Origin of the sequence: Pseudomonas sp. PICF141, assembly GCF_002286815.1 — a bacterium.
In the GTDB taxonomy this organism is placed as follows: Bacteria; Pseudomonadota; Gammaproteobacteria; order Pseudomonadales; family Pseudomonadaceae; genus Aquipseudomonas.
In genome coordinates this window covers 92,309-106,129 of sequence record NZ_MUNM01000034.1, presented here as the reverse complement: position 1 = coordinate 106,129, position 13,821 = coordinate 92,309, and the positions used below count along the sequence as shown (strand labels likewise).

At 59.7% G+C, this 13,821-nt stretch carries 15 protein-coding genes; 12 read left to right on the top strand and 3 right to left on the bottom strand.

Annotated elements, in window-relative coordinates; translation table 11 throughout:
• Positions 1-82: 82 nt before the first annotated feature.
• From BZL43_RS07460 to BZL43_RS07440, 5 genes are all read left to right on the top strand, one after another.
• Complete coding sequence (locus BZL43_RS07460; RefSeq protein WP_168185068.1) at positions 83-799, top strand: TetR/AcrR family transcriptional regulator; 717 nt, start codon at positions 83-85, stop codon at positions 797-799.
• A 157-nt stretch (positions 800-956) separates the two neighbouring features.
• On the top strand, positions 957-1,511 hold the full coding sequence (locus BZL43_RS07455) for a hypothetical protein (RefSeq protein WP_095631707.1): 555 nt from the start codon (positions 957-959) through the stop codon (positions 1,509-1,511).
• Between the two features lie 36 nt (positions 1,512-1,547).
• The gene (locus BZL43_RS07450) at positions 1,548-2,825 is read left to right on the top strand and encodes a flavohemoglobin expression-modulating QEGLA motif protein (RefSeq protein ID WP_095631706.1); all 1,278 of its coding nucleotides are present in this window, start codon (positions 1,548-1,550) and stop codon (positions 2,823-2,825) included.
• Between the two features lie 140 nt (positions 2,826-2,965).
• A complete protein-coding gene (locus BZL43_RS07445) occupies positions 2,966-3,880 on the top strand; it encodes an alpha/beta hydrolase (protein WP_095631705.1) in 915 nt (304 codons plus the stop codon).
• Positions 3,877-4,206, top strand: a complete 330-nt coding sequence (locus BZL43_RS07440; RefSeq protein ID WP_095631704.1) for a hypothetical protein — start codon at positions 3,877-3,879, stop codon at positions 4,204-4,206. The genes BZL43_RS07445 and BZL43_RS07440 overlap by 4 nt, the downstream gene beginning before the upstream one ends.
• Before the next feature lie 124 nt (positions 4,207-4,330).
• On the opposite strand, the gene BZL43_RS07435 is transcribed toward BZL43_RS07440, so the two are convergent.
• The 3 genes from BZL43_RS07435 to BZL43_RS07425 form a co-directional block, all read right to left on the bottom strand.
• Complete coding sequence (locus tag BZL43_RS07435) at positions 4,331-5,119, bottom strand: OmpA family protein (protein ID WP_095631703.1); 789 nt, start codon at positions 5,117-5,119, stop codon at positions 4,331-4,333.
• Positions 5,120-5,175: 56 nt separating this feature from the next.
• Positions 5,176-5,589, bottom strand: a complete 414-nt coding sequence (locus tag BZL43_RS07430; protein ID WP_095631702.1) for a DUF4398 domain-containing protein — start codon at positions 5,587-5,589, stop codon at positions 5,176-5,178.
• Positions 5,590-5,953: 364 nt separating this feature from the next.
• Positions 5,954-6,298: a pilin assembly protein gene (locus BZL43_RS07425; RefSeq protein WP_095631701.1), complete on the bottom strand. Its 345-nt coding sequence runs from the start codon at positions 6,296-6,298 to the stop codon at positions 5,954-5,956.
• A gap of 221 nt (positions 6,299-6,519) precedes the next feature.
• Here BZL43_RS07425 and ppc point away from each other — a divergent pair, with 221 nt between their 5' ends.
• From ppc to BZL43_RS07390, 7 genes are all read left to right on the top strand, one after another.
• A complete protein-coding gene (gene ppc, locus BZL43_RS07420; RefSeq protein ID WP_095631700.1) occupies positions 6,520-9,150 on the top strand; it encodes a phosphoenolpyruvate carboxylase in 2,631 nt (876 codons plus the stop codon).
• Positions 9,151-9,440: 290 nt separating this feature from the next.
• Positions 9,441-10,088 (top strand): adenylate kinase, encoded by a 648-nt coding sequence (gene adk / locus BZL43_RS07415; protein ID WP_095631699.1) that lies wholly within the window; start codon positions 9,441-9,443, stop codon positions 10,086-10,088.
• Positions 10,089-10,181: 93 nt separating this feature from the next.
• Entirely contained in the window at positions 10,182-10,856 is a 675-nt protein-coding gene (tsaB, locus tag BZL43_RS07410) for a tRNA (adenosine(37)-N6)-threonylcarbamoyltransferase complex dimerization subunit type 1 TsaB (protein WP_095631698.1), read from the top strand.
• Between the two features lie 252 nt (positions 10,857-11,108).
• Positions 11,109-11,411 carry a hypothetical protein gene (locus BZL43_RS07405; RefSeq protein WP_095631697.1) on the top strand — a complete coding sequence of 101 codons (303 nt, stop codon included), beginning with the start codon at positions 11,109-11,111 and terminating at the stop codon, positions 11,409-11,411.
• The gene (locus BZL43_RS07400; protein WP_095631743.1) at positions 11,408-12,268 is read left to right on the top strand and encodes a DUF72 domain-containing protein; all 861 of its coding nucleotides are present in this window, start codon (positions 11,408-11,410) and stop codon (positions 12,266-12,268) included. Before BZL43_RS07405 ends, BZL43_RS07400 begins: the two co-directional genes overlap by 4 nt.
• Positions 12,269-12,300: 32 nt before the next feature.
• On the top strand, positions 12,301-13,122 hold the full coding sequence (locus BZL43_RS07395; RefSeq protein ID WP_095631696.1) for an oxaloacetate decarboxylase: 822 nt from the start codon (positions 12,301-12,303) through the stop codon (positions 13,120-13,122).
• 2 nt (positions 13,123-13,124) lie between these two features.
• Positions 13,125-13,820, top strand: coding sequence for an extensin family protein (locus tag BZL43_RS07390; RefSeq protein ID WP_095631695.1), 696 nt, complete (start codon positions 13,125-13,127; stop codon positions 13,818-13,820).
• Position 13,821 lies beyond the last annotated feature (1 nt).

Genomic DNA, 13,821 nt, shown 5'->3' with positions numbered 1-13,821 from the left:
CTATAACAGGCGGCTTTTTATTGCCTGTCTGGTACAAACGTATCAATTGGTTACTTTTGACGTTTAGAGAGGAAGACCTGTCGTGAATCGTGCAATGGCTCAAGAAGGTGCAGCGGGTATCGCCACTGCGGTCGCTGAAAGTGTTCAGTACCAGGGCCGCAAGGCCAGCCGACAGGGCAGCGAACAGCGTCGACAGGACATTCTCGACGCAGCGATGCGCATTGTCGTGCGCGATGGCGTGCGGGCCGTACGCCACCGTGCGGTGGCTGCTGAAGCGGGTGTGCCGCTGTCGGCCACCACCTACTATTTCAAAGACATCGATGACCTGCTCACCGATACCTTCGCCCAATACGTGGAACGCAGCGCGGCGTTCATGGCCCGGTTGTGGGCCAACAACGAAGGCTTGTTGCGCGAGATGGTCGTCAGCGGCGATGGCACCGCCGAGTCCCGCTCACAGCTGGCGGACGATATCGCCCGGCTGATGGCTGACTATGTGCACCGGCAATTGATCAATCGCCGCGAGCATTTGATGGCCGAGCAAGCTTTCCGCCAGGAAGCGTTGCTTAACCCGCGCCTGGCGTTGTTGGTACGCTCCCATCAGCAAATTCTCCTGCACGGCACCTGCCAGCTTTTCGAAGTATTGGGTTCCCGTGAGCCACAACAGGATGCCAAGGTGTTGACGGCGATTATCGGACGGATGGAATATCAGGGCCTGCTCAACGACGCCGAGCCTGTTGCCGAAGAGGAAATGCTCGGCATCCTCAACCGCTACATGCATCTGGTGCTGGCGTCGGTGTAAATCCCGCAGGACAACTCGACCCTGTAGGAGCGAGGCTTGCCCGCGAAGGCGGTATAACATTCAAATGTGTGTTGACTGACACAACGCCTTCGCGGGCAAGCCTCGCTCCCACAGGTTCGGTGACCATTCGGGGCCGTGTGTTCATAGGGAGTGTTGAATGAAAGCCTGGCGCGTCGTTGTGATCGCCCTGTCGATCCTGCTGCTCAGTGGCTGTCTGGTGACCTTCAAGGAGCCGCTGCCCGCCAGCGAGCCCGCGCCCAAAGGATTGCTCGGCAAATGGACCAGCACCAATGCCTGGGGCGAGCCGATGAACCTGGAACTGACGCGCATCGGCGACAATCGCTATCAGGCAGTCAGCTATTTCAAGGCCAAGCCCCATGAGCGTGAAGCCTACCCCTTCACGGTGTCGCGCCATGGCAATCGCTGGTACCTGTCGGCGAAAGTGCCGGCGCAGTTCGGCGGCAACTTCACCATCACCGGTTTCGAGCTCAACGATAAACACGAACTGGTGGTCTACAACCTCGACCTCGAGCAGATCAAGCAGGCCATGGGCCAGGAAGCCCTCAGTGGCCAAGGCTTCCAGACCGACGACGGCGACGGGGTGTTGATCAACAACAGCCTGGACCAGGTGTTTGCCTACCTTGATGACCCGGCCAATTCCGATGTTTTCGTCGAAGCAGTGCGCTACCAGCGCCTGGCCAGCACCAAATAAACCCAGCACGTAACGGTTTTACTACAGGAGTTTCGGGTGGACGAATACCAGCAGACGATACGCATTTTGTCTGATCGCATAGTGCTGGCGCAGACGCCGATTCGCGTTCTGGATGCGGTCAAATGGGACGACAGCATTCGCAAGGGGTTCTTCAAAGGCAAGGGCAAGGAAATGCCGGCCGTGGACCGCGACTACTACCTCAATCGACCGCTGGCATTCGATTCCAGCAAAGTGAAGCTGGAATTCCAGAACATCGAGCGCGACATCACCCGCCAACTCGGCCAGTTCAATCCAGTCGGCCAGATCATGCGCCGTATGTGCAAGGAATACCGGATGGTGGTGCGCATGCTTGAAGCGCGCGGCACCGAGGATTTCGGGCTGATTTCCCAGGAATTGTATGGCGCGGCGTCCGATGCATTTCACGCCGGCGACCCGACCCTGGCCGACCTGGGCCTGATGCTCTCCGATTACCTGAACAACATCGCTGGCCGTGGCGACCTCAAGGACGAACCGAAACTCCTCACGGCCAAGGAAGCCGTCAACTTGCTGCAACACCGGCTGAACCGGGTGTTTGGCGAGAACGAAGAAACCATTCGGGTGTTCGAGTCCGACGGGATCGTCGCCGATGCGGCGGCCGGTGCCGACTACATCAAGATCCGCGCCGACGCGATGTTCAACGACCGCGACGTGCGTGCGCTGGAAGTCCACGAAGGGCTGGTGCATGTGGGCACCACGCTCAACGGCCTGAATCAGCCGATCTGCACCTTCCTGTCCAAAGGCCCGCCGTCGTCCACCGTGACCCAGGAAGGCCTGGCGATCCTGATGGAAATCATCACCTTCGCCTCCTACCCCAGCCGCCTGCGCAAACTGACCAACCGCACCCGCGCCATTCATATGGTGGAGGAGGGCGCGGACTTCTTGCAGATTTACGAATTTTTCTGTGAGCAAGGCTTCGAAATGGCCGAAAGCTATGGCAACGCCAGTCGGGTTTTCCGCGGCTCGGTGCCGACCGGTCTACCGTTTACCAAAGACTTGTCCTATCTCAAGGGCTTTATCATGGTTTACAACTACATTCAGTTGGCCGTGCGTAAAGGCAAGCTGGAGCAGATACCGCTATTGTTTTGCGGCAAGACCACGCTGGAAGACATGCGGACCTTGCGCCAACTGGTGGACGAAGGCCTGATCGTGCCGCCCAAGTACCTGCCCGATCAATTTCGCGACATGAACGCGCTATCAGCCTGGATGTGCTTCTCCAACTTCCTCAACCACCTGAGCCTGGACCGGATCGAAGCGGATTATTCCAATATCCTGTGAGCACAACACACCCTGTAGGAGCGAGGCTTGCCCGCGAAGAACGATAACGCGCTTTATCAGATCTACCGCGTCATCGTTCTTCGCGGGCAAGCCTCGCTCCTACGGACCTGCTATCAATCGTTAATGCGAGGCTTCACCGGATGAGAATCCTCGGCATCTTTTACCTGCTCCTGGCGCTTGGCGGTTGCAGCTCTTTGCTGTTCTATCCCGAGCCCGGCCAGCCGTTCACTCCGGCAAAAGCCAAACTCGAATTTCGCGACGTCACCCTGGTCACCGCTGACGGCCTCAAACTGCATGGCTGGTGGCTGCCGGCGAAAAAAGATGTCGAGGTCAAAGGCACCGTGCTGCATCTGCATGGCAACGGCGGCAACCTGGCGTGGCATTTGGGTGGCAGCTGGTGGTTGCCGGAGCAGGGCTATCAAGTGTTGCTGGTGGACTATCGTGGGTACGGTTGGTCCGAAGGTAAACCAGCGTTGCCGGCGATCTATCAAGACATCGACGCCGCGTTCAAATGGCTCGACCAGGCCCCGGAGGTCAAGGGTAAACCGCTGATCCTTCTCGGTCAGAGCCTTGGCGGTTCGATGGCCGTGCATTTCCTGGCCCGGCACCCCGAGCGCCAGCGGCAACTCAAGGCTTTTGTGCTCGATGGCGTGCCTGCCAGTTACCGTGATGTCGGGCGTTTCGCCCTGAGCACCTCATGGATGACCTGGCCGTTCCAGGTGCCGTTATCCTGGTTGGTGCCGGACGGCGACAGTGCGATTCATTCCATGAAGCAGCTCAATGGTGTACCGAAACTGATCTATCACAGCATCGATGATCAGCTGGTACCCCTTTCCAACGGCATCCGACTGTATCAAGCTGCGCCGCCGCCGCGAGTGCTGCAAATGACCCGTGGCGGACATGTGCAAACCTTCGCCGACCCGGTCTGGCGAAAGGTCATGCTGCGTTACCTCGAAGACCCGCAGCATTTCGACGGCCTGCGTCGCCTGGGTGAGGTCCCGAATTACCCGGCACCCCCGAATTCTGAAGATGAACCACCAGAGAGCCCGCAATGAGTGAAGAACGTAACGCCATCCCGCTGATCATCACCGGTATCTGCAGCATCCTCGGCACTGTCGGCGCCCTGTGGTGGTACGGCTACCTGCACTTCGCCAAACCCGAAGATGCGTTGCTGCTCAGCGACTTCACCATGCTCAAGACCGTGCCGGGCGAAGACTATAAAGTCTCCCTGCAACCGGCCCCGCAAGTGGCCCAGTGCATTGATGGCGTGCTGGTGCTGTTCGACACCGAACAGAAAGGCCTGACCGGTGTGCTGGTCAACAGCAAGAAAAAAGCTGTGCGCTGCATGGGCGAGGCAACGCCGCAAAAACTCGAGCAATAAACATCCCGTAGGAGCGAGGCTTGCCCGCGAGGAACGATGATGCGGTCTAACAGATAAACCGAGTCATCGTTCTTGGCGGGCAAGCCTCGCTCCTACAGGGCTTTTGCATTACCGCAGGTTCAATCTAGTTCGAGCTGATCGCCGAACGCGGAATGACGGGCTGGTTATCATTGGAAATGGTCACTTCCACCCGACGGTTCATCGCACGGCCCGAGACGCTGGAGTTCTCCGCAACCGGGTATTCCTTGCCATAACCCTGGGCCACGATCCGCGCCGGGTCTACACCCATCTTGATCAGGGCCACTTGCACCGAGGTCGCGCGACGCTCGGACAGCGATTGGTTATACGACGCCGAGCCGGTGCTGTCGGTGTAGCCTTCGACAATCACTTTACGGTCCGGGTTTTCCTGAAGGAATTGCGCCAGTTTGTTGATATTCACCAAGCCGTTGGACTTCAGGTCCGCCTTGTTGGTGGCGAACAGCACATCACCAAACGTCACGAGCGTGCCACGATCGGTCTGTCTGGCGTTCAGACTGTCCTGCAGCTGTTTGATCTGCTGGTCGCGGGCATCCAGACGAGCCTGGGCCCGTTGTGCCGCGGCATTCTTCAGGTTGTTTTCAGCGGTGCGCAGAGCGATGGTCTGCTTGGCTACTTCAACACGCTGATTGGTCAGGTAAGCCAATTGGTCGACCGTGGCCTGGTCTTCCCTGTCCAGATAAGCCTTGTCGGCCTTGTCCAGGTATTCGCTGGCGTCTTTGGTTTCCAGCGCCGCGACTTTGCTCGCTTGCGGGTTGGCTTGCAGGCCGGTGTAGTTGGTACGGGCTTGCTCCAGGTTCGCGTTGGGCGGTGTGGAGCAGGCAGCCAGTGCAACACTTGCGGCCAGGAGGGCGGGGATTATCAATTGATTGCGCATAATAGTTCGTCCTTTCTATCGATAAGCGTTTGAGGTCTGAACATCGGAAGGGGCGCCTACTGCACGGTGCGCTGACTTTCCTGACGCAGTTCCTGAACACCTTTCTGGGAATCCTTCACAGATTGTTCGGCCTTCATCGCCTGGGCCTTGCGCTCGGCGACGCGGGCGTCCCACTCGGCTTGCTCGGCCAGCATTCTGGCTTCGTCATACTTTTTGTCGTGCATGGCGATTTCGGCTTGTTTGAGCTTGTCCTGAGCGGCCTTCATTTCCACGGCGGCGAATTCAGTCCCGCCGGCGCTGACGGCACTGTTCACAGCCGATTGGGTCACGGCGTATTGCTCGCTCGGCGGGTTACCGGCGCAACCGGCCAGAACCAGGCTGCTGCCAATGGCCAGGGTCGCCAGTTTGAGACCGCGCAGAGGGGAATACGAGGAGGATGCAGCGCTGGTCTTCATAGTCTTCAACTCCATTGGATAACTCCTGAAAAACATCTGAATCCATCCTGGGCAAGGAGCCGCAACCTACGATTTCCAGAGTGCTTTTTGAAACGGCCGTCCCAGGCGTGGTTACTGGGTGTGACCCGTGGCGTTTTTCAAAAGTTCAGAGAAGATGGCTTATCGACCGAAAAAACTGATCGAGCGGACAGGGCTCTAAATCGGGAACTTTCAGGCGGCACGGGGTATCCACGGGGCTTTAAGTGACCCGCAAGTGCACCGTTCAGCAGGAAGAATGCGATCAAATTGTGGGAGCGAGCCTGCTCGCGATGGGGCCATATCATTCAACATCAACGTTGACTGTTAAACCCTATCGCGAGCAGGCTCGCGCCCACAGGAATCAGTGTTTCTGCTTGTCGTTATCGCCCGACAAATCATGCAAATGGCGCCGGGACAAGGCGAGAAAACGCGGAGTAGGGCCGACGTCTTCGTACAGTGGATCGCCTTCCTCGTCGGTGGCCACCACCGTTGACCCTTTCACGTACGGAAAGCTGGCTTCGAGTTCTTCCAGGGCGGCGCCGATCAGCTCGCCGAGGAGTTCTTCGGGGTGCCGCTTGGGGTACATTTCGATAATTGCCGCCAGCCGTGCGGCCGCTTCCACGTCCAGACGAATCGTGTAGCCCGTGTCGGTCAGGCGACCCTTGGCGTTTTCTTCCCAGTGCTTGGCGAGCTCGCGGATTTTCATGATGACCTCATTGCGCACCTGCTCGTGGCAGGCCGGGTGAGTGTCCGGCGGTAGCCGGTGATACGCCGTTGTACGGCTCATGGTTGAGATTAGCTGCATTGCCCGGTGTTTGAAGCCCTTGGCGTGGTCTGCTTGTAAGAAGCGCTTTACGGCGGCACTCTCTGTAGCAGAGCCTCTGATAACCAAGCATAGCCGCCCGGATTTTCGCTGGAGAACTGCTGATGACCGATATTGATGCACGCTTGCGCGAGGACGTTCACCTGTTGGGTGAACTGTTGGGCAACACCATTCGTGAACAGTACGGGGATGACTTTCTCGACAAGATCGAGCAGATCCGCAAAGGCGCCAAGGCTGACCGTCGCGGTTCGATGGACGCTGAGCTTAGTGCCAGCCTCAACCAGTTGAGCGAAGACGAGCTGCTGCCGGTGGCGCGAGCGTTCAACCAGTTTCTCAACCTGGCCAATATCGCTGAGCAATATCAGCTGATTCACCGCCGCGAAGAGTCGCAACCCGAACCATTCGAGGCACGGGTGTTGCCGGAACTGCTCGCTCGCCTGCTGACTGCGGGTCATGACCCCGAGTCCCTGGCCCGGCAATTGGGGCGTCTGGAAATCGAGTTGGTATTGACCGCGCACCCCACCGAAGTGGCGCGCCGCACCCTGATCCAGAAGTACGACGCGATCGCCGCGCAACTGGCCGCACAAGACCATCGCGACCTGACCACCGCCGAGCGCGAGCAGATCAAGACGAAGTTGCAGCGCCTGATCGCCGAAGCCTGGCACACCGAAGAAATTCGCCGTACCCGTCCCACACCGGTGGATGAAGCCAAGTGGGGCTTTGCGGTGATCGAGCATTCGCTGTGGCAGGCGATTCCCAATTATTTGCGCAAGGCCGATCAGGCGCTGCATGCCGCCACCGGCCTGCACTTGCCACTGGAAGCGGCACCGATTCGCTTTGCCTCCTGGATGGGCGGCGACCGCGACGGCAACCCCAACGTCACTGCCGCCGTAACCCGCGAAGTGTTGCTGCTGGCGCGCTGGATGGCCGCCGATTTGTACCTGCGCGACGTTGATCATCTCGCCGCCGAGTTGTCGATGCAGCGGGCCAGTGACGAGCTGAAGGCCAAGGCCGGCGACAGCGCCGAACCTTACCGCGCAGTGCTCAAACAATTGCGTGAACGCCTGCGCGCGACCCGTAACTGGGCCCACGCCTCCCTGACGGCAGCCACTCCAGCGTCGGCCGATGTGCTGCAAAACAATCGTGACCTGCTGGACCCGCTGGAGCTGTGCTACCACTCGCTGCATGAATGCGGCATGGGCGTCATCGCCGATGGTCCGTTGCTCGATTGCCTGCGTCGCGCGGTGACATTCGGGTTGTTTCTGGTGCGCCTCGATGTGCGGCAGGACTCGTCACGCCACACGGCGGCCATGACCGAAATCACCGATTACCTCGGCCTGGGCCGTTATGAGGACTGGAGCGAAGAGGAACGCATCGCCTTCCTGATGCGTGAACTGAACAATCGTCGCCCGTTGCTGCCAGCGTACTTCAAGCCGTCTGCCGACACCGCCGAGGTTCTGGCGACGTGCCGGGAAATCGCCGCGGCACCAGGGGCCTCCCTTGGTTCGTATGTGATTTCCATGGCCGGTGCCGCTTCCGACGTGCTGGCTGTGCAACTGCTGCTCAAAGAATCCGGCGTATTGCGGCCGATGCGCGTGGTGCCGCTGTTCGAAACCCTCGCCGACCTCGACAACGCGGGCCCGGTGATCGAAAAACTGTTGCTGTTGCCGGGCTATCGCTCGCGCCTGCAAGGGCCGCAGGAAGTGATGATCGGTTATTCCGACTCAGCCAAGGACGCTGGCACCACTGCAGCCGCCTGGGCGCAGTATCGGGCTCAGGAGCGGCTGGTGGATATTTGCCGCGAGCAGCAAGTTGAGCTGTTGTTGTTCCACGGTCGCGGTGGCACCGTGGGCCGTGGAGGTGGTCCGGCACACGCGGCGATTCTGTCGCAGCCGCCGGGGTCGGTGGCGGGGCGTTTCCGCACCACCGAACAGGGGGAAATGATTCGTTTCAAATTCGGCCTGCCGGACATCGCCGAGCAAAACCTCAATCTGTACCTGGCGGCGGTGCTGGAAGCCACCTTGTTGCCGCCACCACCGCCTGAGCCTGCCTGGCGCCATTTGATGGACGAATTGGCCGCCGATGGCGTCAAGGCCTACCGCGCCGTGGTACGGGAGAACCCGCAGTTCGTCGAGTACTTCCGCCAATCGACCCCGGAGCAGGAGTTGGGGCGTTTGCCGTTGGGCAGCCGCCCGGCCAAACGCCGTGCTGGCGGCATTGAAAGCCTGCGTGCCATTCCGTGGATCTTCGGCTGGACCCAGACGCGTCTGATGCTGCCGGCCTGGCTCGGCTGGGAAGCGGCGCTGAGCAAGGCGCTGGAGCGCGGCGAAGGTGAGCTGTTAGGGCAGATGCGCGAGCAGTGGCCATTCTTCCGTACCCGCATCGATATGCTGGAAATGGTGCTGGCCAAGGCCGACGCCGATATCGCCCAGTCTTACGATGAGCGTCTGGTCGAGCCGGATCTGCTCCCTTTGGGCGCGCATTTACGCGACCTATTGTCGCAGGCGTGTGCAGTGGTCCTGGGGTTGACCGGTCAGTCGCAGCTACTGGCACATAGCCCAGCCACCCTTGAATTCATCCGTCTGCGCAACACTTACCTCGACCCGCTGCATCTATTGCAAGCCGAACTGTTGGCACGTTCGCGGCAACAGGATGTGGCCCAGGGCAGCCCGGTAGAACAGGCGTTACTGGTGTCTGTGGCGGGGATTGCCGCCGGTTTGCGAAATACCGGCTAAGGTTTTCGTCGTGGGGAACAGGCACCCGGCGCGAGCGTCGAGTGCCTGCTGGCGAGCGGTCAAAAAGGTCTGCCACGCGACAGTTAATGATGGGGTTGCGACTTGGGTTACCCCTTCGCAGGGTCTCGCAAGGGGCGGGTTTCTCCGACTTTCGGCGGCTTGTGTGGGCAGGGCCTGCTGTGTATCTTGATCAGCCTTTGGCCGTTTGGGCGGTCGCGATCCTATTTTTGAGATTGGCCCCAAGAGGCGAATCTGACGTTATCTATATAAAAAATTGAGGAGCACATCTAATGCGCGTCATTCTGCTGGGAGCTCCCGGGGCCGGTAAAGGTACTCAGGCTAAGTTCATCACCGAGAAATTCGGTATTCCGCAAATTTCTACCGGCGACATGCTGCGTGCTGCGGTAAAAGCCGGCACCGAGCTGGGCGTTAAAGCCAAAAGCATCATGGATGCCGGTGGCCTGGTTTCCGACGACCTGATCATCGCCCTGGTCAAGGACCGTATCGCGCAGCCTGACTGTGCCAAAGGTTTCCTGTTCGACGGTTTCCCGCGCACCATTCCGCAAGCTGAAGCGCTGGTAGAGGCTGACGTGGAGCTGGACCACGTGGTCGAAATCGCCGTCGATGACGAAGAAATCGTGCAGCGGATTGCCGGTCGTCGCGTTCACGAGGCCAGCGGCCGCGTGTACCACACCGTTTACAACCCGCCGAAAATCGCCGGCAAAGACGACATCACTGGCGAAGAACTGGTACAGCGCAAGGACGACACCGAAGAAACCGTGCGTCATCGCCTGTCGGTCTACCACTCCCAGACCAAGCCACTGATAGAGTTCTACCAGAACCTGGCCGCTGATCAGGGCAAGCCGAAGTACAGCCACATCGAAGGTGTTGGCTCGGTTGAATCGATCACCGGCAAGGTGCTTGAAGCACTGAGCTGAAAAGTCTGATCGGCTTCATCTTCTACGGCCCGCTTGCGGGCCGTAGTTGTTTATACTGGCGCACTTTTTTTGACTTCTCTTACGGAAACATCGATGAGCACCTTGCTGGCCCTGGACACCGCGACTGAAGCTTGCTCCGTTGCCTTGCTGCATGACGGCAAAGTCACGAGCCATTACGAGGTGATCCCGCGCCTGCATGCGCAAAAGCTGCTGCCGATGATTCAGCAACTGCTGGCCGATGCCGGGACTACCCTGCAAGCGGTCGATGCCATTGCGTTCGGCCGTGGGCCGGGCGCGTTCACCGGTGTGCGCATCGCCATCGGCGTGGTGCAGGGGCTGGCGTTTGCGCTGGATCGCCCGGTATTGCCGGTCTCCAATCTCGCCGTACTCGCCCAGCGGGCCTATCGCGAACACGGCGTCAGCCAGGTCGCGGCGGCCATCGATGCGCGCATGGATGAGGTGTATTGGGGTTGCTACCGCGAAACGGCGGGGGAGATGCGGCTGGTGGGCAATGAAGCGGTACTGCCACCGCAAGCCGCTGCGTTGCCAGCCGATGCCAGCGGCGAGTGGTTTGGTGCTGGCACCGGTTGGGGGTATGCCGAGCGCATTGCCGTCAACCTGAGCGGGCAGGACGCGGGCATGCTGCCCCACGCCGAAGACTTGCTGACCCTGGCTCGTTTTGCCTGGGAGCGCGGTGAAGCGATCGTGGCCGATCAGGCGCAACCGGTGTATCTGCGCGATAAAGTCGCGACCCCGAAAGCGCGTTAATCCTTGTTCTCGGGTTGATCCCTTCGCGGGCAAGCCTCGCTCCTACAAGTTTTGTAGCCAGTCGAAATATCGGCGATACCTGTATGAGCGAGGCTTGCCCGCGAAGGCAATCTTTCCGGTTATAGCCAATCATCAATTTCTACCCGCCGCTTTTAAACCTTTTCGCTTTTCTGTGTTCTAGTTATCACTCGGCGGTTTGCGAAGTGGGATATGCGCCACTAAACTGCCATCATCGATACCGAGCATGCCCTTATGCGTATAGACGGCGTTTCCTCTCAGTCCTACCCCATCAAGCGCAAGCCTCGCAAAGGCCATGTCTACGAGGGTGACTCCGTCGATATCGACGGCGAGCTGGAATTCCCTACCGAAGAGCAATTGGCCGCCCGTGCCAAAGCCTCGGCGCAACGCCTGAGCAATCTGCCCGCTCGTCAACAAGACATGATTTATCACCGCGCCATGAGCAAAAGCGTGGCAATGGCTTTGGCCAGTTACCTGAGCACCGCCACTTTTGTCGATTGGGATGCGGATGTTCTGGGTCTCGACCTTTACATCTGATGCTGCCTTACTATCTCGGTTGCCCGTCCTGGAGTGAAAACGCCCGGCGCGATTATTTGTATCCGCAAGACGCCAGGCCTGCCGAGTTTCTCAGTCTTTATGCTCAAGTGTTCAACGCCGTGGAAGGCAATACGACCTTCTACGCCAGCCCGTCTGCCGCCACGGTGCAGCGCTGGGCCCAGATCATGCCCGAACACTTTCGCTTCACCGCCAAGTTTCCTGGCGACATCAGTCACAGCGGCGATCTGCGCGAACAATTGACCGCCGCCGAAACCTTCCTGCAATTGCTCAGCCCCCTGGGTGAGCGGGTTTCTCCCCTGTGGTTGCAATTATCCAAAAGCTTCACCCCACAACGCTTGTCCGAGCTGGCCGGTTTTATCGATGCGATCGACCGGCCCCTGGCGGTTGAAGTGCGACACGATGAGTTCTTTGCCAAGGGCGATGCCGAGCGAATGCTCAATCGCCTGTTGCTCGAGCGCGGTGTCGAGCGTATCTGCCTCGATCCGCGAGCACTGTTCAGCTGCACCTCGACTGAACCTTCGGTGCTTCACGCCCAATCGAAAAAACCCCGGGTACCGCCTCGTCCTGCGGCGTTTACTCAATGCCCACAGGTGCGTTTCATCGGCCATCCTGTGCTTGAAGCCAACGATCCATTCCTGGTGCCGTGGGTCGAAAAAATCGCTGCCTGGATCGAAGAGGGCCGCGCGCCGTATATCTTCCTGCACACCGCCGATAATCTGTTGGCGGCAAAACTCGCCCAACGTTTTCACGCACAGCTGATGCTGCGTTTGCCTGGCTTGCCGCCGCTGCCTGAGCTATACAGAGAGCCCGCTGCCGAGCAATTTGGCTTGCTCTGAAGCGGATTTTTTCCCTTTTCAGGAGCCTGCCAATGGATGCGCAAATCCTTCGAGCCCAGGCGTTCAAAGCACTGCATGAACGCGAGGGCGCTTTTGTCATTCCCAACCCTTGGGACGCCGGCTCGGCGAAAATGCTCGCCAGCCTTGGTTTCGAGGCACTGGCAACCACCAGTGCCGGTTACGCCTTTTCCCGAGGCCGTCCCGATGGTGGGTTGACGCTCGATGAAACCCTGGCGAACGTTGAAGCGATTGTCGCGGCCACCGATCTGCCGGTGGCGGTGGATCTCGAAAACGGTTTTGCCGACGCCCCCGCTGATTGCGCCCAAAGTATTCTGCGGGCAGCCAAGGCCGGTGCCGTTGGCGGTTCGATCGAAGATGCCACCGGGCGTGAGGACGGTCCGATCTACTGCTTCGAACATGCGGTGGCGCGTATCGAAGCGGCTGTCGCGGCGGCTCGCAGTTTGTCTTTTCCCTTCGTGCTGACGGCGCGTGCCGAAAACTATCTGCACGGCAATCCTGACCTCGACGATACCGTTCGCCGTTTGCAGGCATTCGCCGAAGCGGGAGCTGACGTGCTTTACGCACCAGGCTTGCGCAGTGCTGAAGAGGTTTTGGCGGTGGTCCGTGCCGTTGCGCCCAAGCCGGTCAATGTATTGATGTCCGGCGGGCTCAAGCTGACAGTCAAGCAGTTGAGTGAAATGGGCGTCAGACGCATCAGCGTCGGTTCAGCCCTGGCCCTGGCGGCGTATGGCGAGTTCTTCCGCGCCGCCGAGGAAATCCAGCAACACGGGACCTTCGGCTTTACCTCCCGCTCGATGCCGTTCCAGAAGGCCAATCAATTGTTCAAAGGCTGACGATGCGGTTTCGGTGGGGGCTGTTGCTGGTGCTGTTGATCATCGGCGCTGCCGGGTTAAGTGTCTGGCGCGGCTGGGTGTCCATTCCCCCGCAATGGAACCCCTGGGCGCCGCTGGACGTGAAGGCCGAACCGAACCTGCTGACCCGCTACAAACTGATGCGTCTGCGCAATGATCCGCAGTTATGCGACCAGGTCCTGAGCGGCTCAGGTTTGCGGGTGACCCGTCAGGCCGACAGCCCGGACGCGACTTGCCCATTGACCGACGCCTTGCGTGTGCAAGGTGGCCAGGTGGCACTGAGCAGCAGTTTTCTCGCCAGTTGCCGCTTGGCAGTGGCGTTCGCCTTGTTCGAACGCCACACCTTGCAACCCGCGGCTCAGGCGGTCTACGGGCAAGCGGTGAAACGGGTCGACCATCTTGGCAGCTTCGCCTGTCGCAACGTCTACAACCGCGAAAACGGCAGACGCAGCCAGCATGCCACGGCCGATGCGCTGGATATCAGCGGATTCCGCCTGGCGGGTGGCCGATCGATCAGCGTGCTCAGGGATTGGCCGAAGGATAACCAGGACGCGCGATTTCTGCGTCAGGTGCGCGATGGTGCCTGCGATATGTTCAGTGTGGTATTGAGCCCGGATTACAACGCCGCCCATCGCAACCACTTTCATGTGGATGTCGGGCCGTGGTGGCGCTGCCGCTGAG